The sequence below is a fragment of the Desmonostoc vinosum genome, assembly GCF_059505385.1.
On record NZ_JCACKM010000053.1, the window covers coordinates 1 to 24,183 of the forward strand.

The following is a 24,183-nucleotide window of genomic DNA, read 5'->3' on the forward strand; positions in this document are numbered from 1 at the left end:
TTGTGGGGTGGGCATCTTGCCCGCCCTAATTATGCAAGTTATATGTGGAACAGCATATTCCGCTAATGCGATCGCCATGATCGCCAAATGCCAAGAATGTTCTGCACTATTTTCTTGGCGTGAACCGTCGATGAGCAAGGTTTGGCGCATCACCTGTTTCAGCCCATCAATTTCGACAATGAACTGGATTTGTTGATTTAATCGATTGATATGCACCTGATTTCAGTTATGAGTTAACAGTTACAGCAGGGGAAAGGGAACAGGGAACAGAGTTAAAAGTTTTTTGTTATCTGATATCTTGCACCAGTCCCAAAAACCGCCATAGGTTAGAAACCTATGGCTAATAGCAAAAGTCCTCTCAAGAGGACTAAATCTCACAAAAAGCATAGATTTTAGTCCACTTAAGTGGACTTGACCTAATAAGAGCGAGAATTTATTCTCTGGCGGGAGATTGGGCAGGTGCAAGATCTAAGTTATATGACTTTATTCTTAAAACTTGTACCTCATTTACCCACAATCTGCTGTATCACCACACGATAGATCCTTGCTAACTGCTCATTATTCACAGATGAAAAATCTCTCCGCGTCCCCGCGTCCCCGCGTCAACCATCACAACTGTACATGATTTGTCCCAGTCCCCAATCCCCAGTCCCCAATCCCCAGTCCCCAATCCCCAGTCCCCAGTCCCCAGTCCCCAATCCCCAGTCCCTTATAAAAATTAAAAAGCGCTTGGGAGTGTTGCCGTGTTTCCACCCCAGGCGCTTTTTATTATCTAACTTGCTCCTCACACACAAATAAACCATATCATTGCTTTAATTCAAGCGCAAGTATATAGAGTGACACTTCCAAAACTGCACTATGGAAGGTAATTTTTATTACCAAATTAAAAAGCGTCCAGGAGTGTTGCCGTGTTTCCACCCTAGACGCTCTTTATTTTTAACTTGCTCCTCACACACAAATAAACCATATCATTTACAATCTCAAGTGGGGATCTTACTAAGTGCCACTTTGATAACTGCACCATTTACATTACAGCCAAAACTTAGTGCAAAAAGTGACGTATACCTGTAAATGCCATGATTAAACCTAGTTCATTGGCAGCTTGAACCGAGGCTTGATCCCGCATACTTCCCCCTGGTTGGACGATGGCGGTAATTCCGGCGGCGGCGGCTGTTTTCACCGAGTCATCAAAGGGGAAGAATCCATCACTGGCGAGAAAACCACCTTTGGCTTTGTCTTTTGCTTGTTCTAGGGCAATTTTCACTGAGCCAACGCGGTTCATTTGACCGGCACCCACTCCTAAAGTAGTAAAATCGCCACTCACTACTATGGCATTCGATTTCACATGTTTGCAAACTTTCCAGGCAAATAATAATTCTGCTAATTCATCGGGTGTTGGTTGGCGTTCGGTGACTATTTGCCATTTGCTAGTATCTGCGATCGCATCATCGGCAGATTGTACTAAGAAACCACCTGCGATCGCTTTAATTGTATTTTTGGGGCCGCTACTCAAATCTGATAATATCAAAATTCGCACATTAGATTTGGCGGCGAGAATTTCTTGTGCTTCTGCTTCGCAACCCGGCGCTACTACACATTCTAAAAACGTTTTGGTTAATTCAGTGGCTGTTGTTGCATCAATCGGTCGGTTGAGTGCAACTATGCCGCCAAAGGCAGAAATAGCATCTGCATTGAAAGCTTTTTCGTAAGCTTCCTTGATACTGTCACCTACAGCCACACCGCAAGGATTGGTGTGTTTAAGGATGGCAACTGCGGGACTATCAGTAAACTCTGTAATTATCTGCCGTGCTGCTTCTAAATCAACTAGGTTATTGTAACTAAGTTCCTTACCTTGAAGTTTGGTAGCCGCTGCCCATCCTGTCGGAGTAGTACCTGTTTGATACCATCCGGCGTTTTGATGAGGGTTTTCACCATAGCGTAGAGGTTGCAGTTGTTGTCCTGAGATGGTGTACTCTGGCTGTAAAGATTGATTGCTGAGGTAAGAGGCGATCGCGCGGTCATAGCTAGCAGTATGTAAAAATCCTTTTAATGCAGCTTTTTGACGGAATTCTAACGAAGCTTCTCCATTATTTTGCCGTAACTCTTGCAGATATTCACTATACTGTGCTGGATCACATAATACAGCTAGATGAGCAAAATTTTTCGATGATGCCCGTAACATCGCCGGGCCACCGATATCAATTTGCTCAATTGCTGCCGATAATGTTACACCTGGTTGAGCGATCGTTTCCTCAAAAGGATAAAGATTTACTACTACTAAATCAATCGGGCGGATTTGATTATTTTCTAAATCTGCAACATCAGCAGCAACATCCCGCCGTGCCAAAATCCCACCATGAATTCGGGGATGCAGTGTTTTAACTCGACCACCTAAAATTTCCGGCGAACCCGTGTAATCTGCAACTTTCGTAACTGGTAGCCCTGCATCTTTGAGTGCTTGGGCTGTGCCGCCACTGCTGATTAAATCAAAGTCGAATTCTTCAACCAAGTTACGGGCTAGGTCGATTAAACCAGTTTTATTAGATACACTCAGCAGTGCTAGACGCGCCATGTCTCAATTCCTCAAATGAACCCTGGAAGCAAAGGATCTTAAGTGTTGCATAAGCTTCGGTTTACTTCAAGACTATGAAGAGCGATCGCGTTAATTAGGTTTGTTATTCTTGACGTGGATCTGACTGGGGTGGATGCCAGCCCGCTTCTACCCAAAAACGACGAGCTACTTGAATCGAAGACTCATCTCGACGTTTATCATTGAAATCAAAGCGATCGCAAGTCGCTCTCCCTGTAGCAGTTGTACCTAAAATTTGTGTCCCGTCTTTTGTCCAGATAAAATGCTCAGACCATTGTTGCTGCCGGGGATGAAATAGAAGAACTGGTTCTTGGGTTTTGGGATCGGTAGCTACCCCTCCCCATTCCCCATTGCCCCTAATCCCCAGAGGGGGCCCCGAGTTCCCCATTCCCCGTGGGCTGAGCGAAGTCGAAGCCCACAAGGAATTACGAATTACGAATTACGAATTACGAATTACAAACAATTTGCTAAACTCCAACTTCAGGAAAGAGAATCAAAACAATTTGAGCATCGGGAACTAGAAAGGGGGTTGCAGAGTGGCTTATGACGAACGCGTAGGAAATACAGAACAGATTCATCTCAAGGATTTGTCATGGCCTTTCTGGCCAATTGTGCCAATCTATCCCTATGGCAAACGACGTACAATCCGTAAAGAAGTAGTTAAAGATACAATCTGGACTTTTGACCAACTTCAAGGTATTTTTTACGTTGTCGTGCCCATCCGCATGACTATTGTCAAGCTGGAAACAGGCGGTCTTTTAGTCTACGCACCTGTTGCACCGACTCTAGAATGTATTCGGCTTGTTGAGGAACTTGTAGCAGAACACGGTGATATTAAGTATATTATCTTGCCAACTATCTCTGGATTAGAGCATAAAGTCTTTGTTGGCCCCTTCGCTCGACGTTTTCCGAATGCACAGGTTTTCATTGCTCCTAGCCAGTGGAGTTTTCCACTTAACCTGCCTCTCAGTTGGCTGGGGTTTCCTCCAACACGCACTCAGGTGTTGCCAGCAGATAGTAATCAAGCTCCCTTTGGTGAACAGTTTGACTACGCAATTCTGGGCCCCATTGACTTGGGGCCGGGGCGGTTTGCAGAAGTTGCATTTTTTCACAAGCGATCGCATACTCTTTTAGTGATAGACTCGGTGATTTCTGTACCAGCAGAACCACCTGCGATCGTGCAATTAGATCCATACCCTTTATTGTTTCATGCCAAGGATAAAGCTTCTGATATAGTTGCAGACAATCCAGCAAATCGCCTTAAAGGATGGCAACGTATCTCGCTGTTTGCTTTGTACTTTCGGCCAAGCGCGTTAGAGGTCATGGGAGTAGGTGAGGTGATTCTTGATGCCCTCAAAGCCTCAGAACGCTCAAATAAAGCTTATTTTGGATTGTACCCTTTTAAATGGCAACAAAATTGGCAGCGATCGTTTGAGGCCCTACGCGGAGATGGTCGTTTATTTGTTGCACCCATTCTACAAACACTGATTCTCAATCGTGCCCCAGCAGAAACTATTAATTGGGCTAATCAAGTATCAAGTTGGAATTTTCAATGGATTATTCCTTGCCATTTTGATTCACCAATCAAAGCAGAACCTCATCAATTTCGCCAAGCATTTTCTTTTTTAGAAAAGCAGCCTGCTGTGAGTGCCGGTTTATTCGGCAGTAATAGTTCTCCTTTACCAGAAGAGGATTTTAGAATTATGAAATTAATTGACCAAGGTTTAAATAAAAGCAAAATTGTACCGCCAGCAAAAGATAAAGTGTAATGGTGGAGATTGGGGACTGTGCGAGATGAGGGAGACGCACAGACGTGCAGATTAAATAATTCGTAATTCGTAATTCGTAATTAAAGAAGTCGCAAGTCGCAAGTCCCCTATTTATTAGCAGCAAGTTTGGCAAGTACTCCGCTATATAAAGCTATAAATTTAGACTCTTCTACAGGTGCATTGCTGTTATTCCAAGTGGCGGCTACACAGTAACTTTTTCCGTTCTTGGCTTGCAACCAAGTTGTGAGATTGAGGACACCAGATTCAGATCCACCTTTAAATGCTACCCGCTGCCAATCTTGAGGATTAGCAACACCAGGATTAATACTCATTAAAGGTAAATCAGCAACTTGTTCTATTAATCCACAAAGTTCTTCGGTAGTAAAAAACCATTCCACATCAAGGGCAACGGGATTATTACCCTCAAATTCACTCACATTAGGAAGCGGTTTTTTCGCTAATTCTTGAAGTATTGCACGGCGTTGAGTTTCATTACTAGTGCGATAACGTTTCAGCAAATCTCGATTTTCTGAACCTTTCAAAATAAATAATTCACGAGTAGTTAAGAAAGGACGATTACGGGGTGATACTAATTCAATAGGCTGTCTGCCAATCAGGTTAATTAATGTATCTGTTGCTGTATTATCGCTGAAAGAAATCATCAAAGACGCGAGTGTTTGCACTGTTATATATGCCCCATCTGGCCATGTTTGTAATATTCCAGATGGTAAGCTTTTCCAATTTGTTTGCAGTTGCATTACGTCTTTCCATGCTCTTTTACCAGAGGCAATTTCTAATTTTAATGCTTGCAATACTGCTAGCTTAAAAGCTGAACCAACTGCTAATGGTGTTTTAGTATTTAAGGCAGCTAATACTGTTTTGTTTTCTTGAACTAAAAAACTGACTTGACCTGGTAACGCTTGAAATTGAGTAGTTGCTTCTTTTAAGCTAGTTAGCTTAGTTTGTGGCGGTTCAAATAATAGTCCTGAAATTTGTCCTTTGGGATTGAGATTTATTTTGGTTGGAACTGAACCTTGACTAAAAATAATTAGATAATCTTGAGCATTGTTTTGTACATTTTGATAGTCTCCTAGTTGAGTTTTTATGGTGTTAATTATTTGCTGCATCTTTTCCAGAGGAATCTGAGCTAAAAATTCAGTTGCAAACCATTCTTTTTGTATTTCTTTGGTAGTAAATAATCTTTCTAAAGCAGCTTTGGGAGAAATAGATTTGCTTGATGCTGGCATTTGAGCTAATGGTAGTAGCTGAATTTTGATATCTGCTAATGTCAACTGAGGAAAAATTAAGTTTATTGTTACCAGTGAGATAGTGAATAAGAAACCTATATAGTATTTATACATTAGTAATTTTGAGTTTTTTTGAGTTATGCGATCGCTAAGTTTGTTAAGTTACTCTTGTAGCCAGTAATCTCAATTATCGCATTAACTAGTTCCGTGGGTTTAAGTCCCCGGTTCTATAACCGACAAGTTTTGTGTTGGAGTCTGTCTTATACCAATTCGTAATTCGTAATTCGTAATGACGCGACGCTCCTGTGTCGCTACCGCTGACGCTCGTACCTCGCTACCGCTTCGCTAACGCTAACGCTATCGAGGACTCGCTACCGCTGACGCTCGTACCTCGCTACCGCTTCGCTAACGCTAACGTAATTCGTAATTCGTAATTAAGAAACTGTTATTTAGTATGGGTTTCGGAGTTTGAATGTGTAGACGGATTTCAGAGAATTGGTATTACAAAGTTGAGGCAGTGTGAACTTGGGGAGCCACTGCGTTGGACGAGTTTCCCGGCAGCCGCGCAAGTGGCGTGGTTTCCCCCATGAACAACTTGGGTTGAGGAACGTAGACGCTTGGAGGGCGGCTTCCCGCAGGGTAAACCAACACCGATATCCATGTTGGGTTTCACTTCGTACCCTACGGGATCTTACTACAACCCAACCTACGCCTATTAAATCTAATGCACTAGAATAGCTGAAACAGTCCACTAGAGTGCTAAGTTTTAAGTTAACTTAAAACTGAGAGCATAGTTAAAAATGGGGAGTAAATAATGGATGTACAAACTATTAAACAACGAATTGCCGTAGTTCAAAGCAAGCGTGATTATTTGCTGAGTCTGCTAGAACGCCCTAATTTAGGTATTTTAAGAGTTGATGTCAATCAGGCTTTGGAAGAATTAGATGAGTTAATTGATGAGTTTAGACGCACGATTCCCGATGCGGGAAATAATTAAGCTGAACTAGAGAATTAAAAATATTAAAAATTACGTCGGTTTAACTATCAACTTACAGTTATACCGACGTTTTTTCAATTATAATACCCTGCAAATTTTGGTAATTGATTGTGTTGTCTTCAATCAAGCAATACAGATACATTATTTATCCAGCAAATTAACAAGTTCCGTAGGTTTAAGTCCCCCGGTTCCATAATCGGCAAGTTTTGTGTTGGGGTCAAATCCCCATTACAAAACTTAATTACGTTAGCGCAGCGTTAGCGAGTCCTCGAGCGTCATTACGAATTACGAATTACGAATTATTTTCTGTACGCTGACCTAAGCGTCTAACTAAAGCAATAAGTTCATTTGTGGGTACATCTTTTTTGCAAACATCATCAAAGCTATACATTACTTTTTTCTCGTGATTTACGTCTTCTACTGAGGAGTAGGCAAGAATCCGGGTATTTGGAGATATGGCCTTTATGTGACTAGATGCACTCCAACCATCCATAATCGGCATCTGTAAATCAAGAATAATCACATCAGGTCGGCAACGTTTAACCATTTCTATGGCTTCTTGACCGTTACTAGCTAACCCTACGACTTGAATATTTTCTTGACAAGAGAAGGCCAACTGTAAAGTTAAACGGGTCAATTCGTGATCATCAACCACTAGAACGCGTAAGGTAGAAGACTCACAGGACAACATTAACATTTAAGTGACAAACAAAACGACACACAATAATTTCTCTAGTTTATGGGAAGATGTACCAGCCCTAACTCTATCCTATGGTTGATAACTTGTGTGTCTTGATGAAAACTAATCAAATAACTTTTCTACAAGTTAAAGTTTTATAAAAAAAACTCAGTTTGGTTAGTTATTAAGGTATCGGAAGTTTTCTTTTTTAATTTAGTTATTTAGACAAACTGATAACTGATTGATTGAGGGTAATGCCATATTAGAAAAACTGATAACTGTTCACTAATTAATTGAGGGTAATGCCATATTCATGAGAGTTTTTTGTGAATTAGCTTCTGGACAATCTTCACAGGGGCGTCTTTGAATATAATTGCCATCAGGTTGTAACTCCCAGGCTTGACGATTATCTGCGAGCATAATTCCAAGAATTTCTTGCAAATCTTTAGCAATATCTAGATCTTTTACTGGGATAATTACTTCTACTCGACGATCTAGGTTGCGACGCATCCAGTCGGCACTGCCGATAAAGATTTCTTCTTGTCCATTGTTATAGAAATAATAAATTCGAGAGTGTTCTAAAAAGCGACCGACAATGCTGATGACGCGAATATTTTCACTAATGTCTTTTAGTCCTGGGCGTAAACAGCAAATGCCCCTAACTATTAAATCGATTTGTACTCCAATACGGGAAGCTTCGTATAAGGTGGCGATAATTTGCGGATCGACTAAGGAGTTTACTTTGACAACGATACGCCCGGATAATCCATTTTGCACATTTTCTATTTCGCGATGAATGAGTGCGAGAAAGCGATCGCGCATATTCACAGGTGCAACCAGTACTTCTCGATAGGATTTTTGCCGGGAGTAGCCTGTCAAGAAATTAAATAAATCTGTAATATCAGCACCCAATTCTTCGCGGCAACTAAACAATCCTAAGTCTGTATAAAGTCGTGCGGTTTTGGGGTTATAGTTTCCAGTGCCGATATGCACATAGCGCCGCATTCGGTCTTTTTCGCGCCGCACTACCATGACAGTTTTACAGTGGGTTTTTAGCCCCACCAAACCATAAACAACGTGAACACCAACTCTTTCTAAACGCCTTGCCCAGTAAATATTGTTTTCTTCGTCAAACCGTGCTTTTAATTCCACCAATACAGATACTTGCTTACCATTTTCAGCGGCGGCGATTAAAGCATTGACTATTGGCGAGTCGCCAGAAGTTCTGTACAAAGTCATCTTAATCGCTAACACATTCGGATCGTGGGCAGCGTGGGTGATAAAGCGTACCACCGTTGCTGTAAAGGATTGATAGGGATGATGTACTAGCAAATCCTTTTCTCGAATCACAGCAAAAAAGTCGTTGCCTTCGTCTACCTCTAAGACTTCTGGATCTAAGCTTGGTTCTCTTAATCTTTGTAAGCGTAATGGTACAACAGATTGGCGTGGTGGGTCTTTGAGTTCTGGTAGTGGCAATGCCATAAAATACATTAAATCCCGCAGTCCCAAAAGACCGTCTACTTCATAGACATCGCTGTCTGTTAAATCCAAATCTTGCAAAAGACGCGATCGCACTGGTTCGGGGGTCTGGGGTTGAATTTCGAGTCGGACTGGACTTCCACCCATGCGGCGTTTGCGGAGTTCTTGTTCGATCGCTAACAATAAATCATCTGCTTCATCTTCTTCCAATACCAGGTCAGCATCACGGGTGATGCGAAAGGGATGATATTCTTGGATATTCATGCCTGGAAAAAGAGATTCCAGATTATGAGCGATCGCTTGTTCTAAAGGTACGCCTGTCCAATGGGTAGGTTTGCCATTGTCTTGAATTCTCAACTCTGGCGGTAAAGGTAAAAATCGAGGCAGAACGCTGGGCACTTTGACTCTAGCAAAGAACTCTTCTTCAGTTTCGGGATTTTTGACTACAACAGCCAAATTCAAGCTGAGATTGGAAATGTAGGGAAAGGGGTGACTTGGATCAACAGCCAAAGGAGTGAGAACTGGAAAAACTTGCTCTTCAAAATAGCCGTCTAGATAACTGCGCTGTCTATCATTTAGATCTATGTAATCGAGAATGTGGATGCCCTGCTTGGCCAGTAGGGGGCGGAGTTCTTGTTCAAAATGTTGGTGCTGTTTTGCAACTACGGGACAGAGAGTTGACCTAATATCATCTAGCTGTTGTTGCGGTGTGCGTCCATCGGGGCTTAGCTGAGTGACTTTTGCTTCTACCTGTTGCTTTAAGCCAGCAACCCGCACCATAAAAAACTCATCCAAGTTAGAGCTGAAGATTGCGAGAAACTTGAGGCGTTCGAGAAGAGGTGTGCGTATATCGCAAGCTTCATGTAAGACCCTGTTATTGAATTCTAACCAGCTTAACTCTCGATTAAGGTAGTATTGCGGATCGTTCAGATTTAAGGGAGTCTCGCTCTTTTTAGGTTTCGGCATAATGACCCAAAGTTAGGTAAATGTAGCCCATTCAACAGCAGAATATTAATCATAGTATAAGAATCTGGTTTGATTGATGAAATTATTTGCTTACTTAAGCGTAGCGTCTCGCAGAGAAGCCCACGGGGAGTGGGGTTATGGCTTGGTTGCTATGTGCGATCGCAATTTAGTTCCTGAACATTGTTAGAGGTTGTTTGAAAAATCTAAATTAATACTAACCCCTGCGATTAGAAATCGCCTTTTCAAGCATCCTGTTAGCTTAAGTGTATTTACGTAATACATCCCAACCCTGCCTAATTATACTTTTGGCCTTGAATTATGAATAGCTATCCAGATTTCCATGAACATGGCTATCAAATTTTACGAGAATTGGGACGCAATCGAGAAGGAGGAAGAATTACTTGGTTAGGATCAGATGTTGAAACAGCACAACAGGTAGTATTAAAGCAGTTTTGCTTTGCTCAGATAGGTTCTAGTTGGTCTGGATTTGAGGCACATCAACGAGAAATTCAAGTATTACAAGGACTTAATCATCCTGGTATTCCTCAATACATATGCTCTTTTGCTACATCTGATGGTTTTTGTTTAGTGCAAGAATATATTAATGCCCAATCTTTGGCACAAATCCGCAGCTTTAAGGCAGAAGAAATTAAACAAATAGCTGTTAAAATTTTAGACATACTTGTATATCTGCAAAATCTCAAGCCTCCGGTAATTCATCGAGATATTAAACCAGAAAATATTTTGGTCGATGAACAACTCAACGTTTATCTAATTGACTTTGGTTTTGCACGTATTGGTAGTCAGGAAGTTGCAGGCAGTAGTGTATTTAAGGGAACTCCGGGTTTTATTCCGCCAGAACAGATGTTTGAGCCAACTAAGGCTACAGATTTGTATGCTTTAGGTACTACCTTGATTTGTATGTTGACAAAAATTAAGTCAATAGAAATACGGCAATTGTGCGATCGCAATAATCCATATTTGATTAAGTTTCACCATCTTTTACCTCAATTGAGTTTACGGTTTCTGGGTTGGCTAGAGGGTATGGTACAACCAGAACAAGACAAGCGCTTTGCTAATGCACAAGCAGCTTTAATAGCCTTGCAACCACTTGATGTTGCGCGTGTACCCGCAGTTGATTTCAGTGAGACAGTACTGGAATTCCAAGCGAAACAATTGGGAGAAAAGCTAAAGCAAAGCATCACGGTTGTAAATACGATTCCTGATACTTTATTACAAGGGAGATGGGAAGTTGCACCCCATCCTCATGATCCCCCACATACACCAGATTCCCATGCTTGGATTTCGGTAACACCTACTCAATTTAGCGGGAATAATACTTGGTGTCATGTTCAGGTAGACACAAGTAAATTAATGGCAGATAAGCAATATAAGCGTCAATTAATATTGCATAGTAATGCTTATCCAGCGATTCATACTTTAACTGTAAAAGTGCAAACAGCTGCTTTACCAATTGAAAAGACAGAAGTACCATATGCTTGGCTTGCTGGAGTGTTATTAATTGGTGCGATCGCACCTCTTTTGATGACTTTATTAATAGTTTATTTAACTTCAATCAAATTGATAATTATTGCTGGGTTATCTTTAACTATAACTTGGTTGATAGCGATCGCTGGTTTACGCAGAGTAATTATGGCTATGATTGGGGTAGTAATTGGACTATTATTTGGAGCTTTGGGAGGGATGATAATTGGAACGTTTATTATGATTATTCCTATAGTATTAGGTATTAGTTATGATATTGTTGATAACATCCCAAAGATTGTAGGAGCAATTGGGGCTATTGTGGGATTAGGATATGGGTTTATTAAGGGTTTAACAATAGATAATGACTGTAAAAAATGGAACTGGTTTAGAATTATTTTGTATTTACTCACAGCAGGATTAGGAACAAGCTTCGGAATTATTTGTATAGTTGGATTAGCTAATCCCTACATTTTATTTTTACTAGCAGGAACTGGATTACCCTTGTTCATCTACTTGCTTTATTCACCCCTAAAACGACGGAAACTAATCGCTAAATATCGCAAGTCTGAGGAATCTTTAATTAAACCGTAAAGTATCTTTTAATTATGGGTATTTGATACTGAATAGACTATTTTAAATAAGAATGCGATCGCTATGCCTACTAACTAAAAAAATCACAGATTGATAAAAATAGCCTACTTTTACATTTAGCTACGCGTAGACATTTACAACACTGCTAAAATAAACTCAAGACTAATTAATGCCAGATTGATTCTGTCAGGAACCTCAGCTTAAAGGCATGAGGCTTGAAAGAGAAATCGGGATAGCCATTCTGACCAGCCTAAGTCTTAACTGACAACGTTTTTTGAGTCACGACACCCCGGGATGCGTAGCTAGTCCCTTGCTCTGTCGCTTGTGATTAAACAGTTCTAAGGTCACTGGAACAGTGTTGCAAGCCTAACAAGCTCTTAAAACATTGGCGTTAGCGCAGCGTTAGCGAGGCACGAGCGTCAGCTAACATTACCCCGCAAGGGAGGCTCGCGCATAGCAAAATACTATGCGTACAGGATTGGGAGATTTGAAACGGTGAGTCACTCCGTTGCGGGGTTCCCCCCGTTGAAGGAAGTGACGAACCCGTAAGGGTAACTGTCCCGTTGAAAGTGCAACACAAAAGTACACCGAACTAACCAATCCCAAGGCGATAGTAGATTCAAAAAACAATTGCATTGCCGTACTAGAAGGACGGGGTTTCCACCCACATTTTCTGATGACCATAGCCCAAGAATTAGAATCTCAGCAAGACATCTCGAAAGATGTCACATTTCCCCCTAGCGATTTATATAGTGACGAGCCTCCTTTGGAAACAGAACTGCATCTGCAACAAATAGTTTTACTTTTACAATGCTTAGAATGCCTGTGGCAAGATAGAACTGATTATTACGCAGCGGGAAACCTAACCATCTACTACAGTCCACACCAAAAAAAATCAGAATACTTTCGTGGCCCAGACTTTTTTGTAGTGCTAGGAACTCAACGTAAAATCAGGAAAAGTTGGGTAGTATGGGAAGAATATGGGAAATATCCAAATGTAATAGTAGAAATTCTTTCGGAATCAACAGCGAAGACAGACAAAGGTCTAAAGAAAGAAATTTATCAAGATACATTTCGCACACCAAATTATTTTTGGTTTGACCCATACACATTAGAATTTGCTGGATTTAATTTAGTAGATGCGAAATATCAACCTCTGCAAGCAAATGCACAAGGACATTTGTGGAGTGAACAATTAGGGTTCTATTTGGGAATTCATCAAGGGTTATTACGTTGGTTCACATCTGATGGACAATTAGTACCGACACCACAAGAAGCTAAAGCGCAGGCAGAACAAAGAGCAGAACAGGCACAACGAGAAAAACAACAGGCACAACGAGAAGCAGAAAAAGCACAACAAAGAGCAGAGCAAGCACAACGAGAAACAGAACAGGCACGACAAGAAGCCGAACAGGCACGACGAGAAACAGAACGTTTAGTAGCAAAATTACGAGAGTTAAATATTGACCCAGATATAATTTAGATTCTGGGATTTGCTTGTTTTGTTTAACGGGACTTAGGCAAAAATTGACCCAAAGGCAAACTCATGAGTCGAATTGTTTTAACCACCATTGGCTCTTTTGGTGATCTGCATCCCAAAATTGCGATCGCCCCGGAATTACAGCAGCGTAGTCATGAGGTGGTATTTGCAACTCACAAAGAATATCAAGACAAAATTGCAGCCTTGGAATTCGAGTTTCATCGGATGCGCCCTGATAACACCGCGTTGAATGATCCTCAAGAGACTTGTAGAATTATATGTATTGATTTTAATAATTATGACTACTTTTCATATAGATTAAAGCCAAAGAGGAATATATATTGAAAGACACAAAGCAGCAAATTGAAACTCAGATTATTAACCTTGAAGAACGGCTCGCTCAGGCAATGCTTGCTTCTGATGTTAACGTTTTGAATGAACTGCTAGCCCCTGAAATTATTATTACCAGTCATCTTGGAGAATTATTAGGAAAACAAGACGATCTAGCGGCTCACGAATCTGGTTTGATTAAGATACACGAACTGAAACCTTCACAGCAGCGTATTCAAATCCATGGAGAGGTGGCGATCGTTTCAGTCCGAGTGCAATTGTCTGGTAGTTATAATGGTACCCCTGCAAATGGGGACTTTCGTTTCACGCGTGTTTGGGCTGTCTGCGCGAGCGGAACTTGGCAGATTGTTGCTGCACATATAGGTATGATCGGTTAAACATGGAGAAATTCTCTGGCGATCGCCTTCACTCACCCCTGCAAAAAGCTCCTTAACCACCTAATCGCCTCACTTGTTGTTTGCTCTTTGGCAATTTGCAGGCATTGCTGTACAATTTCTGAAACGTTAGGAAAATAGCTACTTTCTGTAATTGCGTAATTTTCATCCTGCAATCTATAAACTAATAGCTGCTTATTCTTTAATAGCCAAATCTCTGGCACTTTGTAAACAAAATAGTCGTTAATATTGGTATAACTAGTAACATCTACCTCAATTACTAAATCTGGTGGAGGCTCATTGAGCCAGTCGATACGGCTCTTCCCTATTGCAGATCGCCAATTTTCAATATAAAAGCAATAGTCAGGCTCAATACCGCTAATCAGAGGTAAGCTCATGGTGATGGGCGTAAATGAATCGTATCTTTGCTCTAAATGATCTAGTAAAACTTTAGCAATGTCTGCCAGCAAACTCGCATCTCTTCCATGATCCGGTAGCGGTGCCATTAATAAAATTTCTCCAGGTCGATATTTAAGGCGAGGTGAAGCGCGATCTTCAAGTTGTTGACTCAGTAATTGATAGTCTTGCCAAGAACCCAACATCCTTACAACTGTGCCGGGTGGTAACTCGATTCTTTCAGGTGTAATTACAGTATGCATATTCGTTGCCTTTACAAATTCCGTCCACACAAAAATGATTGAGTGTTGTTGATGGCTCCTGTTACGCGATCTGCTGTGCGGGTTTGTGGGAACTATGGCGTTACTGAAATTATAAAGTAACGCCATGATTTTTTTAGATGAATTCATAGGGAACAGGCAGCTGGCTCAGCTGTTCCCTGTTCCCTTTTTTTAAGTTTTTTAGAAAAACCACCCGTAAGAGTGTAAACCTTTACCTAAAAGATTCACTCCCAAATAACAAATCCACACGACAACAAAACCACTGGCCGCTAAAATTGCTGGGCGACGCCCTTGCCAACCGCGAGTGAGTCGGGCATGGAGATAAGCTGCGAAAACTAACCAAGTAATCAATGCCCAAGTTTCCTTGGGATCCCAACTCCAGTAAGAACCCCAAGCTTCATTGGCCCAAACAGCACCAGCAATAATACCAATCGTCAGCAGGGGAAATCCTAATCCGATGATGCGGTAGCTGATGTTGTCGAGGGTTTCGGCAAGGCTAAGGCGTTGAGGTGAAAGAGGTTCGCTAGATGCTATGGCGGGAGATTCGGGAGCGGCGACTAGATTCAAAACAGCGGTGTTACCGTTGCCGTTGTTGTTAGTTTCAAAACGAGCAAAGCCATTATTCTCGACAGGAGGTGTTGATAGTTGAGAAACTAGTTCACTGGCTTTTTGCAAGCGGTAGCCATTGCTACGATAACCACCCGCACCGACAGAACTACCCTGGAGTTGGATGTTTTGACCACGAGTGACAATCAAAAAAGCGATCGCCAGCAAAGAACCCACCATCAAAGCTGCATAACTCAACATCATTACACTGACATGCATCATCAGCCAGTTTGATTTTAATGCAGGTACTAGTGGTTCTGACACTTGCATTTCTGATGGTAATGTCAGGGCGGCAAAAGCCGCGATCGCCATTGCTACAGGAGCAGTAAAAACTCCTACTAAGCGGCTACGACTGGTATTTTCAGCAATTAAATGAACAGTGGTAATTCCCCAAGTCAAGAAAAACAGAGATTCATACAAATTGCTGAGCGGGAAATAACCAGCTTCTATCCATCTAGCCGCTAACAGGGCAGCTATACAAAAATTAGCGATCGCCATCCCAGCTGTCCCCAAAGCGGCTAGATAGGGGAGATTGGGAAAAGCGACCCCTCCCCAAAACACCAGCATTGTCAGGAATAAAATTGCAAAGGAGGCATTGTCTAGCCAGTTCTGGAGTACAACCAGATTCATACAGTCTTCTCCCTAATGAATTGATTAATATATAAATTCTGACTGTTCTGATCCTATCTGCTTAGTGGGATATGGGGGTACTGGGGAATTGGGAATGGGGGTACTGGGGTACTGGGGAATTGTCATTTGTTATTATTCTCCGCGTCCCCGCGTCCCCGCGTCTCCTTCATCCCCGCGTCCCCTCATCCCCGCGTCCCCGCGTCCCAAAGTCCATAGGCTCAATTGCCAGCTTTCTTAAGCACTATAAAAATGTCGTAACGATTACTGCGGTTGTCGCTGACGGCAGAGGTTACTCCAATTGATCGTGTTGCTGCTAGCCAAGTTTGCTGATTGAAGTTGAGAGTTGATGGGGGAAGATTTCTCACAGTGCGTTCTACATCCAAGTAAAATTGACCATTTGTAGGATTGGGTTGTGTAGGTACTGTTTGTTGAAAAGGGAGAGTAATGGCTAGTTGAGTATTTGGCTTGGGAACAATTTTATCGGTGATGGGAGCGCCTATTACTAAAAAAGCAACGTCTCCATCTAACCAACCATGGGTGGCGGTTAATGTACCTAAAGGCCCAATCCACTTAACAACGGGTTTACCTGCAATCGTTCCCGGTTGAATCTGGAACTGATATTGATTTCGCATTGCATCATCTAGTTGGTTTAGGGATGCTTCAGCTGCTTGGCGATCGCTTACCTGTATCATGAACACTAAGCCTGCACGAAAATTCTCTAGCGAACCTTCTTTTGTGATAGAGGGAATCACCGATAAGGAAAACTCTCCTTTCATCCAACTAAGCAAATCCTGCTCTAAATCCAAGGTAGTGAAAGATTTTACGCCACTTCGCAGTTGTTCTGGTGATATGGGCGAGAGAGGATTTCCTTGAGATGTTAAAACATAGTCCGTCCAAAATCGCTGTAAGTTACCACCAGAAAGCATCATTAGGGTTTCTGCTGGTAAGCGGTTTTGCATCTTTCCGGCTTTATTTTCTACCGCCAGTACACGCCGACTATTAGGGTTAAGCCATGAAACACCTTTTAAGCGTATTCCTTCTGACTCTAGGGTTATTGTCCCCGCTAAACCTTGGTTATTCTGAAGTTGAGCCAAAACTTGAGCAGGTAAACGACGATTAGGAGAAGTAGCAGCTATTTTAGCTGCTGTTGGTACGTTTACATAAAACTGGGCAAAGGGTTGATAGTTAGCAATTTTGGGAAAATTCTCGGCAAAGCCTCCTATTGTGGCCAATGATGTCTTAGCTTTATAGGCGTCAATCGCTCGTTTTGTAGCTTTTAGGCTATCACTGATAACCAGGAAACGCTTATCTATTAATGCTGCTGAGAAGTCTTCCCCTGCTTGTCCTTTATTTTGTTTGATTGTGATTCCTTGATAGGTGTGATTAATCCATTTACCTTGTTTGGGAATTTTGGGTTGTGCCAAAATATTTTTCGCTTTTTCGAGGCTTTTGATAGGTATTACCATCACCATCGATTGCTGAACATCAGTAGCATCTCGATTCGTATTTGTAGCAACTGGTTTAGGCACAGGATTTTTTGCTACTTGTGGAACCAGAATTGCGATTGTAACTTGATCACCCACCCAAGGAGCGATATCTTTTTGGAAATCATAACCATTATTTGTCAGAAGGCGATCGCGCAGTTGTACTAAATTTTTATCCAGTTCTACTTGGGTTTGTTTTGTGCCAAATTCTCGCAATTTTTGCCACTGTTTTGCATCTGTCGTCAGGGAAACCGTAAATAAAGCATCACCAGGAATAATGTTTGCTCCTACTGGCAAATCCTTATCAAATGGTTGTCCCTGAGTTAATAACCAGTATGCTGCTATGCTCCCACCAATGAGTAACCCAGCAGACGAAAACGTCAGCATCAAAGACGGTTTCTTTTTTTTCTTCATCGGAACAGACACATTAGGCAGTGCCATTGAAACCAACACCTTATACTTGCAAACTAATCAAGAGGATTGGGGAACTCGGGGCCACCGCTCGCGGAGGGAGTGGGGATTAGGGGTAATGCGGATTGGGGATGAGTGTTTGTTATTTCTCCTCTTTCCCCGGTTACTGAACATACCTCTACGCTTAAGTAAGCTTAAGTATCGTCTTTAATCAAAGAAGTGCTGTCGTCCCCCTACTCCCTCATCTTCCTCATCCCCCCAATTCCCAGTTGCTAATTATGATCAGTTACCTTTTGTAACATGCTTTGTTGAATTTCGCAGATTGAACGCTAATTAACTTAACTATGTCTGGGTACTCACAATACTCAACTGCATAGAACCTAAATATTTTGTTAAATAAGGAGAAAAAACTTCATAAATCAATGTTAATGGCTGTCCGTGATGCCAAAACAAATAATGGCGACCCCAAAAAGGCCCACTCACATCAAAACCTGATTCTAATGCGGCTGAGTAACCGCAGTAAATTCCTTGGACATCTCGATATAACTCTGTGCGAAGACGAGCTAGACTCGCCCAAATTGGTAATGAACGGTTTTGCAAATACTCGTCTACATGACTAGCTTCCCACCATGAGGTGGCATATGCCAATCTCTGACCAGAGGCTGTACGCAGCCACACTTGTCGTCTTAGTCGCGGCCCTGGAACAGCTTGAATTAAATCGGGAGCAGCATCAGCATCCATACCAATCAACGACATGTCAATTACATCTACTTCTGTAGGTTCACCTGTAAGTAATTGTAAGTGCCGTGTTGGTGAACCATCGCCCAAAAGCAGCAATTGCCAAGCAGGTGCTAGCTGCGTATGAGGTAAACCTTGCTGAATTATTTCCTCGGCTCCTTGCCAAATCGGGGTGAGTCGATGCCAAGCTGCTGGTAATGTTAAGTTGTTTGTTGGGGTAAAAGTAGCAGTCAATGTTTTTTACAAAACTTCACCTATCTCTATAAAAGCATAAAAAACTAGAGGTAGGGAGTGGGGAGTGGGGAGTGGGAAATTGAGAATTGTCATTTGTTATTGATTATTCTCCGCGTAAGCGCGTCCCCAGTCGCCAGTTACTAAAAAATGCGGATGGCGAGACTCGAACTCGCAAGGCAAAGCCACACGCCCCTCAAACGTGCGCGTATACCAATTCCGCCACATCCGCATGGGTTGTCTAAATATAGAATATAGCATAAGACTAATTCGTAATTCTTAATGACGACGAATTACGAATTACGAATTACGAATTATTTCAGTGTTCGGTTTGATAAATTTCACACAGTGGATCTTAGATTTACTGAAATCTAGCAGCAGCAGTGATAGTAAAAAGGAGTAGAGCTACCGTGAAAGACACCATGCAATCGCTCCTTTGGTTGGGCATAAGCGCCAAGCTGCCGCTAAAATAGCGTTGCTGTTTCAGCTAAACTCAAACCTAGCGATCGCATTAGCTCAACAGGAAACTGGTAAAGACTCACAGCAGTAATCTTGTTAGTCTAGATCAGACCTGTAGCCAATTTAGGATTGTTGAGCCGATAGTTTGTACTGTTTCAACCATCTCAACCTAGTGTCAATTTGCTTGGGATCGGGGTTGCGAATCTCCTGCGATAATTTGAAATCAAGCGAAAGCATTGTTTTAAATTAGATGTAAAAAAATGTCAATCTACTGGTAGTGATATCAAAACTAAAAAATGAAGTTTGACAAAATATTAATTGCTAATCGAGGAGAAATCGCCCTTCGCATTCTCCGCGCCTGTGAAGAAATGGGTATTACAACGGTAGCGATTCATTCTGTGGTTGACCGGAATGCACTCCATGTCCAACTTGCAGATGAAGCAGTTTGTATTGGCGAAGCTGCCAGCATCAAAAGTTATCTAAATATTCCTAACATTATTGCTGCTGCTTTAACGCGGAACGCCACCGCTATTCACCCTGGCTATGGCTTTTTGGCAGAAAATGCCAAATTTGCGGAAATCTGTGCCGATCATCACATTGCCTTCATTGGCCCCACTCCAGACGCCATCAGGCAGATGGGGGATAAATCGACTGCGAAAGAAACCATGCAAAAAGCTGGCGTCCCAACGGTGCCGGGTAGTGAAGGTTTAGTAGAATCGGAAGAAGAAGGATTAGCGATCGCTAAAGAAATCGGCTACCCCGTGATGATTAAAGCCACAGCAGGTGGTGGAGGGCGGGGTATGCGTTTGGTGCATTCTGAAGATGAATTTGTCAAACTTTTCCTAGCTGCCCAAGGAGAAGCAGGCGCGGCTTTTGGCAACGCCGGCGTTTATATAGAAAAATTTATTGAACGTCCTCGCCATATTGAGTTTCAGATTTTGGCAGATAACTATGGTAACGTCATCCATTTGGGTGAGAGGGATTGCTCGATTCAACGCCGGAATCAAAAGCTACTCGAAGAAGCCCCTAGCCCGGCTCTTGATCCTGACCTACGCGAGAAAATGGGACAAGCTGCGATCAAAGCTGCCCAATTCATCAACTACACTGGGGCGGGCACTATCGAGTTTCTTTTGGATAAATCTGGTAAATTCTACTTCATGGAAATGAATACCCGAATTCAAGTAGAGCATCCTGTGACAGAGATGATTACTGGGGTGGACTTAGTTGTTGAACAAATTCGGATTGCTCAAGGAGAAAGACTCAAGCTAACTCAAGACCAAGTAGTTTTGCGGGGTCATGCGATCGAATGCCGCATCAATGCCGAAGACCCAGACCACGACTTTCGCCCCGCCCCTGGAAGGATCAGCGGCTATCTCCCGCCTGGAGGCCCCGGTGTAAGAATTGACTCTCACGTTTACACAGATTACCAAATTCCACCCTACTACGACTCACTGATTGGCAAATTAATTGTTTGGGGCCCAGACAGAACTACTGCTATCAACCGCATGAAACGCGCACTTAGGGAGTGTGCAATCACCGGACTACCCACCACTATCGCGTTTCACCAAAAAATTATGGAAACCCCGCAATTTTTGCAAGGTAAAGTTTATACCAATTTTGTGCAAGAAATGAATAAATAGTTGAGCGCAGTAAGAGCAGGAGATGAAGAAGACGCGGGGACGCGGGGACGCGGGGACGCGGAGAATAATTAATAACAAATGACAATTCTCAATTCCCCATTCCCTACTCCCTACTCCCCATTCTCTAACTTACACGAGACAACATAGTCAGCAACCCTTGCTGACCCAGCAAAATTTCTCGTAGCAGACTGAAAATACCAACCCAAATAATGGGGGTAATATCTACTCCACCGATAGGTGGTACTAACTTTCGCAGCGGCACTAAAAAAGGTTCAGTGGGCCAAGCGATTAAGTTAAAGGGCAGACGATTTAGCTCCACTTGCGGATACCAAGTGAGAATAATCCGCAAAATAAACAGCAACGTCATGACTCCCAACACAGGGCCGAGAGTCCAGGTAATCAAATTAACACCACTCATCTGTTTAAGCTACTATCTGTGAACAAAGAAAACACGTCAACAACAGCGAAAAATCTTAAGCTTTGTAAAGTAATCTCTCTATTATTTTATTTCAATCCTCACCAGGGATTAACACAAAATCACTGTTATCTAGTAGCGTCAATGAAAGACAAACAGGTTGAAACTGCTAGCTCCATAGTTTGTGAGGTTAGTTAACAAGTTGATTAGCTCATGCTCAGAGGCTTCTCAAGAAACTGATACACCATTAGAATTATGATGAAGTGTGTAAAAAAAGGTTGAGAACTATGACGCCCTCTTTAGCAAATTTTCTTTGGAGTCTGGTTTGGGGTGCTGCAATTGTCGTTATCCCAATTACAGCTGCTTTAATTTTCATTAGCCAGAAAGATAAAATCCAGCGCTCATAATCTTTGAGGGAGTTGCTTGACTCCCACAATTGATTAGTCTGTCAACTGTATGCTTAACTGCATTCATGGCAGAACTTTCTCTTAGAGGGTGACTATAGCTGACAGGCACAAAATTTTTTACCTTTGGGTAAACAGCTTCAGAGCTTCTATGCTAGATGCTTTGAAGCTTTAATATATTGTGATGATTAGAGTAGTGATTTTAATTGTGACTCGCTAACATAGATTTGATATTGGGAAAAGAACAATGCTAAATTTTGGGCTGAACTCAGCCAGTGTTCTGGCTCAGGTCAATTTTGGAACGAACTCAGCCAGTATTCTGGGAATTTTCCTGGCTGTGGCTGGGGCAGCACTGTATTTTATGCGGACTGTGCGCCCCGAACTGTCAAGAGATCAAGATATATTTTTCGCGGCGGTAGGTTTGCTCTGCGGCTTCATTCTCATCTTTCAAGGATGGCGGTTAGACCCAATTCTCCAATTTGGTCAACTGCTTTTAGTGGGCACGACAGTATTTTTTGCTATTGAAAGTATTCGTTTGCGGAGTATAGCTACTCAGCAAGCTAAGCGTAACACTCCTATTGTGGATGAAGAGCGAGAGGTTAGTAGAAACTATTCTTACAATAGAAAAAATTATCAAGCTGAGATGGATGCAGATTTAGAACCACTACCTTATGAGGAAGAGGAACGTCCCGCGCGTCCCCGAATTCGAGGTAGCAGGGATGAGCGTTCATCTCGTGAAGACTATTACGAAGACCAACCTCCCCGTCGTTCAGAACGCCGCAGCGTTAGCGATAGGCAAGAAACAGGAGAGAGAAACCGTCGGCGTAGTTCTGGGCGTCCAGTGAATCGTAGTTCTGAAAAGTTTGAAGAAGATAATTGGGGATCTTCCTCAAGAGATAGAGATGTTGATGATTGGGAAAGCGGCACAGAGGTAAGAAGACCTCCACGTCGCAGCAACAATGGGCCTCAGCGACCAGAAAATCGCGAGGATGATGTTGCTCCTAGACCAAAAAGACGCCGTCCACCAACTGACTCAACACCTCGAAGAGAACGTGAAGAGGATGAAGCGATACCAACTGATTATGTACCGTATAATCCGATTGAAAAACCAAATGAGGAGCCAGATAACTCAACTAATTTTGACGATGATATGTAGCACAATTGGGTTGGCGGTAAGCTTAAAGACGACGGAATTTTGAGGTGAAAAAATTTACGTCTATATTCAGGCTCCAAAAACCTATCTCTTGGAGCCTAATTTTTAGTTTGGTAACTCTGGTTGGATCTTGCGGTTCTAATGATATTCCTATAGGGCCTAGTTCCCTCAACAGTCGCTACACTGAGGAGCAACCAGCTTTGAGTGGAAATGGGCGTTTTTTAGCGTTTATATCCAACCGGAATGGTAATCAGCAGCTGTTGATCTATGACTTGCAGGAACGGCGGTTTATTCGCACACCAGGATTAAATCGAGCCGAGACAATTGCCGAAAGTCCTAGCTTGAGTTATACCGGGCGTTACATTGCCTATATTACGAGCGACCAAGGTAAACCAGTGGTAGCGCTTTTTGATCGCGCTACCCAACAGCCGCAAATTCTCACTCCCATCTATCGTGGCTGGGTGAGAAATCCACATATCAGTCCAGATGGACGTTATGTTGTCTTTGAAACTGCTAGCCGTGGTCAATGGGATATTGAAGTCCTCGACAGAGGGCCGAATATAGAGTTAGATATTCCCAATGGGGCAGCAGTGAATACACCGCCTACAGTGCCGTAGGGTGTAATTCGTAATTTGTAATTCGTAATTCGTAATTTAAAGATGCTTCAAAAGTGCGTTGATGGCAAAGGATTTGTTGCTCTTGACTACTGAAAACTAACCTTGACTAAAATCATGAAACGGGTTGTTTTTGTACCTATATTTTTATCTTTGGGTTTATTGGGTGGGTGTGTTGGCTATCCTCGTCTTTTGAATTATCCGTTTGATCCGGGGGGGCGGAGTCTCAACAGTCTCGCTTCGGAACTGAGTCCGCAAGTTTCTGGGAGATATGTTATTTTTATCACTGACCGCAGAGGCAGCCAAGATGTTTATATGTTTGATACGGTGACTCAGAATTTGGTTGATTTACCGGGTTTAAACTCCTTTGATACGATCGCCTCTCATCCCAGTGTTGCCGATAATGGTCGCTACATTGTTTTTGCCGCTAGTCGTCAGGGACGATCGGCTATTTTTCTCTATGATCGAGAAACACGCCAATCACGAAATTTAACAACAAATCTGCAAGCCGAAGTCCGCAATCCCACAATTAGCGCTAATGGTAACAGGATTGCTTTTGAATCCAGTAATAACGGGCAATGGGATATTTTGGTATACAACCGTTCTGGGCAGCCGTTGAATATACCGTAAGGGGAGTGGGGATGAGGGAGATGAGGGAGATGAGGGAGAAAGATAATTACCCAGTCCCCAGTCCCCAGTCCCCAGTCCCC

The 24,183-nt window shown here is 42.4% G+C and carries 22 protein-coding genes and 1 tRNA gene; 11 read left to right on the forward strand and 12 right to left on the reverse strand.

Going from position 1 to position 24,183, the window contains the following annotated elements; all coding sequences use genetic code 11:
• From AC5JMF_RS09265 to AC5JMF_RS09275, 3 genes are all read right to left on the reverse strand, one after another.
• On the reverse strand, positions 1 to 216 hold a 216-nt coding region (locus AC5JMF_RS09265; RefSeq protein ID WP_495795416.1), incomplete at its 3' end, for an HD domain-containing protein.
• 826 nt (positions 217 to 1,042) lie between these two features.
• Positions 1,043 to 2,572, reverse strand: a complete 1,530-nt coding sequence (gene purH, locus AC5JMF_RS09270; protein ID WP_495795417.1) for a bifunctional phosphoribosylaminoimidazolecarboxamide formyltransferase/IMP cyclohydrolase — start codon at positions 2,570 to 2,572, stop codon at positions 1,043 to 1,045.
• 103 nt (positions 2,573 to 2,675) lie between these two features.
• A complete protein-coding gene (locus tag AC5JMF_RS09275; protein WP_495795418.1) occupies positions 2,676 to 2,978 on the reverse strand; it encodes a hypothetical protein in 303 nt (100 codons plus the stop codon).
• Positions 2,979 to 3,126: 148 nt separating this feature from the next.
• Here AC5JMF_RS09275 and AC5JMF_RS09280 point away from each other — a divergent pair, with 148 nt between their 5' ends.
• Positions 3,127 to 4,359, forward strand: coding sequence for a DUF4336 domain-containing protein (locus AC5JMF_RS09280; RefSeq protein WP_495795419.1), 1,233 nt, complete (start codon positions 3,127 to 3,129; stop codon positions 4,357 to 4,359).
• A 107-nt stretch (positions 4,360 to 4,466) separates the two neighbouring features.
• On the opposite strand, the gene AC5JMF_RS09285 is transcribed toward AC5JMF_RS09280, so the two are convergent.
• The gene (locus AC5JMF_RS09285; protein WP_495795420.1) at positions 4,467 to 5,720 is read right to left on the reverse strand and encodes a serine hydrolase; all 1,254 of its coding nucleotides are present in this window, start codon (positions 5,718 to 5,720) and stop codon (positions 4,467 to 4,469) included.
• Positions 5,721 to 6,420: 700 nt separating this feature from the next.
• On the opposite strand from AC5JMF_RS09285, the gene AC5JMF_RS09290 reads away from it, so the two are divergent.
• Complete coding sequence (locus tag AC5JMF_RS09290; protein ID WP_495795421.1) at positions 6,421 to 6,603, forward strand: hypothetical protein; 183 nt, start codon at positions 6,421 to 6,423, stop codon at positions 6,601 to 6,603.
• A 292-nt stretch (positions 6,604 to 6,895) separates the two neighbouring features.
• Here AC5JMF_RS09290 and AC5JMF_RS09295 read toward each other — a convergent pair whose 3' ends face one another.
• On the reverse strand, positions 6,896 to 7,300 hold the full coding sequence (locus tag AC5JMF_RS09295; protein ID WP_495795422.1) for a response regulator: 405 nt from the start codon (positions 7,298 to 7,300) through the stop codon (positions 6,896 to 6,898).
• Between the two features lie 267 nt (positions 7,301 to 7,567).
• Positions 7,568 to 9,727: a polyphosphate kinase 1 gene (gene ppk1, locus AC5JMF_RS09300; RefSeq protein ID WP_495795423.1), complete on the reverse strand. Its 2,160-nt coding sequence runs from the start codon at positions 9,725 to 9,727 to the stop codon at positions 7,568 to 7,570.
• A 318-nt stretch (positions 9,728 to 10,045) separates the two neighbouring features.
• Here ppk1 and AC5JMF_RS09305 point away from each other — a divergent pair, with 318 nt between their 5' ends.
• From AC5JMF_RS09305 to AC5JMF_RS09320, 4 genes are all read left to right on the forward strand, one after another.
• Complete coding sequence (locus tag AC5JMF_RS09305) at positions 10,046 to 11,806, forward strand: serine/threonine protein kinase (protein WP_495795424.1); 1,761 nt, start codon at positions 10,046 to 10,048, stop codon at positions 11,804 to 11,806.
• A 676-nt stretch (positions 11,807 to 12,482) separates the two neighbouring features.
• Positions 12,483 to 13,289 (forward strand): Uma2 family endonuclease, encoded by an 807-nt coding sequence (locus AC5JMF_RS09310; protein ID WP_495795425.1) that lies wholly within the window; start codon positions 12,483 to 12,485, stop codon positions 13,287 to 13,289.
• A gap of 63 nt (positions 13,290 to 13,352) precedes the next feature.
• On the forward strand, positions 13,353 to 13,631 hold the full coding sequence (locus AC5JMF_RS09315) for a glycosyltransferase (RefSeq protein ID WP_495795426.1): 279 nt from the start codon (positions 13,353 to 13,355) through the stop codon (positions 13,629 to 13,631).
• Positions 13,628 to 14,014: a nuclear transport factor 2 family protein gene (locus tag AC5JMF_RS09320; protein ID WP_495795427.1), complete on the forward strand. Its 387-nt coding sequence runs from the start codon at positions 13,628 to 13,630 to the stop codon at positions 14,012 to 14,014. Before AC5JMF_RS09315 ends, AC5JMF_RS09320 begins: the two co-directional genes overlap by 4 nt.
• Before the next feature lie 32 nt (positions 14,015 to 14,046).
• On the opposite strand, the gene AC5JMF_RS09325 is transcribed toward AC5JMF_RS09320, so the two are convergent.
• The 5 genes from AC5JMF_RS09325 to AC5JMF_RS09345 form a co-directional block, all read right to left on the reverse strand.
• A complete protein-coding gene (locus tag AC5JMF_RS09325; protein ID WP_495795428.1) occupies positions 14,047 to 14,670 on the reverse strand; it encodes a Uma2 family endonuclease in 624 nt (207 codons plus the stop codon).
• A 198-nt stretch (positions 14,671 to 14,868) separates the two neighbouring features.
• Entirely contained in the window at positions 14,869 to 15,924 is a 1,056-nt protein-coding gene (gene ccsB / locus AC5JMF_RS09330; protein WP_495795429.1) for a c-type cytochrome biogenesis protein CcsB, read from the reverse strand.
• Between the two features lie 218 nt (positions 15,925 to 16,142).
• Positions 16,143 to 17,849 (reverse strand): DUF3352 domain-containing protein, encoded by a 1,707-nt coding sequence (locus AC5JMF_RS09335; RefSeq protein WP_495795430.1) that lies wholly within the window; start codon positions 17,847 to 17,849, stop codon positions 16,143 to 16,145.
• 312 nt (positions 17,850 to 18,161) lie between these two features.
• Complete coding sequence (locus AC5JMF_RS09340; protein WP_495795431.1) at positions 18,162 to 18,791, reverse strand: chorismate lyase; 630 nt, start codon at positions 18,789 to 18,791, stop codon at positions 18,162 to 18,164.
• Positions 18,792 to 18,939: 148 nt separating this feature from the next.
• Positions 18,940 to 19,020: transfer RNA gene (locus AC5JMF_RS09345), tRNA-Leu, on the reverse strand.
• A gap of 523 nt (positions 19,021 to 19,543) precedes the next feature.
• Here AC5JMF_RS09345 and accC point away from each other — a divergent pair.
• Positions 19,544 to 20,887, forward strand: coding sequence for an acetyl-CoA carboxylase biotin carboxylase subunit (gene accC / locus AC5JMF_RS09350; RefSeq protein WP_495795432.1), 1,344 nt, complete (start codon positions 19,544 to 19,546; stop codon positions 20,885 to 20,887).
• A gap of 124 nt (positions 20,888 to 21,011) precedes the next feature.
• Here accC and AC5JMF_RS09355 read toward each other — a convergent pair whose 3' ends face one another.
• Complete coding sequence (locus AC5JMF_RS09355) at positions 21,012 to 21,305, reverse strand: YggT family protein (RefSeq protein WP_495795433.1); 294 nt, start codon at positions 21,303 to 21,305, stop codon at positions 21,012 to 21,014.
• Between the two features lie 284 nt (positions 21,306 to 21,589).
• Between AC5JMF_RS09355 and psbX the strand changes: the two genes are divergently transcribed.
• The 4 genes from psbX to AC5JMF_RS09375 all read left to right on the forward strand — a co-directional run bounded on the left by psbX (position 21,590) and on the right by AC5JMF_RS09375 (position 24,103).
• On the forward strand, positions 21,590 to 21,709 hold the full coding sequence (gene psbX / locus AC5JMF_RS09360; RefSeq protein ID WP_495795434.1) for a photosystem II reaction center protein PsbX: 120 nt from the start codon (positions 21,590 to 21,592) through the stop codon (positions 21,707 to 21,709).
• A gap of 244 nt (positions 21,710 to 21,953) precedes the next feature.
• Positions 21,954 to 22,862 carry a Ycf66 family protein gene (locus tag AC5JMF_RS09365; RefSeq protein ID WP_495795435.1) on the forward strand — a complete coding sequence of 303 codons (909 nt, stop codon included), beginning with the start codon at positions 21,954 to 21,956 and terminating at the stop codon, positions 22,860 to 22,862.
• A gap of 44 nt (positions 22,863 to 22,906) precedes the next feature.
• On the forward strand, positions 22,907 to 23,476 hold the full coding sequence (locus tag AC5JMF_RS09370; protein WP_495795436.1) for a TolB family protein: 570 nt from the start codon (positions 22,907 to 22,909) through the stop codon (positions 23,474 to 23,476).
• A 114-nt stretch (positions 23,477 to 23,590) separates the two neighbouring features.
• Positions 23,591 to 24,103, forward strand: a complete 513-nt coding sequence (locus AC5JMF_RS09375) for a TolB family protein (protein ID WP_495795437.1) — start codon at positions 23,591 to 23,593, stop codon at positions 24,101 to 24,103.
• Positions 24,104 to 24,183 lie beyond the last annotated feature (80 nt).

Bases quoted from the DNA above. Each gene is read 5' to 3' on its own strand.
- AC5JMF_RS09305 (WP_495795424.1), top strand. From the start codon at position 10,046: ATGAATAGCTATCCAGATTTCCATGAACATGGCTATCAAATTTTACGA.
- accC (WP_495795432.1), top strand. From the start codon at position 19,544: ATGAAGTTTGACAAAATATTAATTGCTAATCGAGGAGAAATCGCCCTT.
- purH (WP_495795417.1), bottom strand. From the start codon at position 2,572: ATGGCGCGTCTAGCACTGCTGAGTGTATCTAATAAAACTGGTTTAATC.
- AC5JMF_RS09365 (WP_495795435.1), top strand. From the start codon at position 21,954: ATGCTAAATTTTGGGCTGAACTCAGCCAGTGTTCTGGCTCAGGTCAAT.
- AC5JMF_RS09295 (WP_495795422.1), bottom strand. From the start codon at position 7,300: ATGTTAATGTTGTCCTGTGAGTCTTCTACCTTACGCGTTCTAGTGGTT.
- AC5JMF_RS09285 (WP_495795420.1), bottom strand. From the start codon at position 5,720: ATGTATAAATACTATATAGGTTTCTTATTCACTATCTCACTGGTAACA.
- AC5JMF_RS09310 (WP_495795425.1), top strand. From the start codon at position 12,483: ATGACCATAGCCCAAGAATTAGAATCTCAGCAAGACATCTCGAAAGAT.
- ccsB (WP_495795429.1), bottom strand. From the start codon at position 15,924: ATGAATCTGGTTGTACTCCAGAACTGGCTAGACAATGCCTCCTTTGCA.
- AC5JMF_RS09375 (WP_495795437.1), top strand. From the start codon at position 23,591: ATGAAACGGGTTGTTTTTGTACCTATATTTTTATCTTTGGGTTTATTG.
- ppk1 (WP_495795423.1), bottom strand. From the start codon at position 9,727: ATGCCGAAACCTAAAAAGAGCGAGACTCCCTTAAATCTGAACGATCCG.
- AC5JMF_RS09275 (WP_495795418.1), bottom strand. From the start codon at position 2,978: ATGGGGAACTCGGGGCCCCCTCTGGGGATTAGGGGCAATGGGGAATGG.
- AC5JMF_RS09315 (WP_495795426.1), top strand. From the start codon at position 13,353: ATGAGTCGAATTGTTTTAACCACCATTGGCTCTTTTGGTGATCTGCAT.
- AC5JMF_RS09335 (WP_495795430.1), bottom strand. From the start codon at position 17,849: ATGGCACTGCCTAATGTGTCTGTTCCGATGAAGAAAAAAAAGAAACCG.
- AC5JMF_RS09325 (WP_495795428.1), bottom strand. From the start codon at position 14,670: ATGCATACTGTAATTACACCTGAAAGAATCGAGTTACCACCCGGCACA.
- psbX (WP_495795434.1), top strand. From the start codon at position 21,590: ATGACGCCCTCTTTAGCAAATTTTCTTTGGAGTCTGGTTTGGGGTGCT.
- AC5JMF_RS09355 (WP_495795433.1), bottom strand. From the start codon at position 21,305: ATGAGTGGTGTTAATTTGATTACCTGGACTCTCGGCCCTGTGTTGGGA.
- AC5JMF_RS09290 (WP_495795421.1), top strand. From the start codon at position 6,421: ATGGATGTACAAACTATTAAACAACGAATTGCCGTAGTTCAAAGCAAG.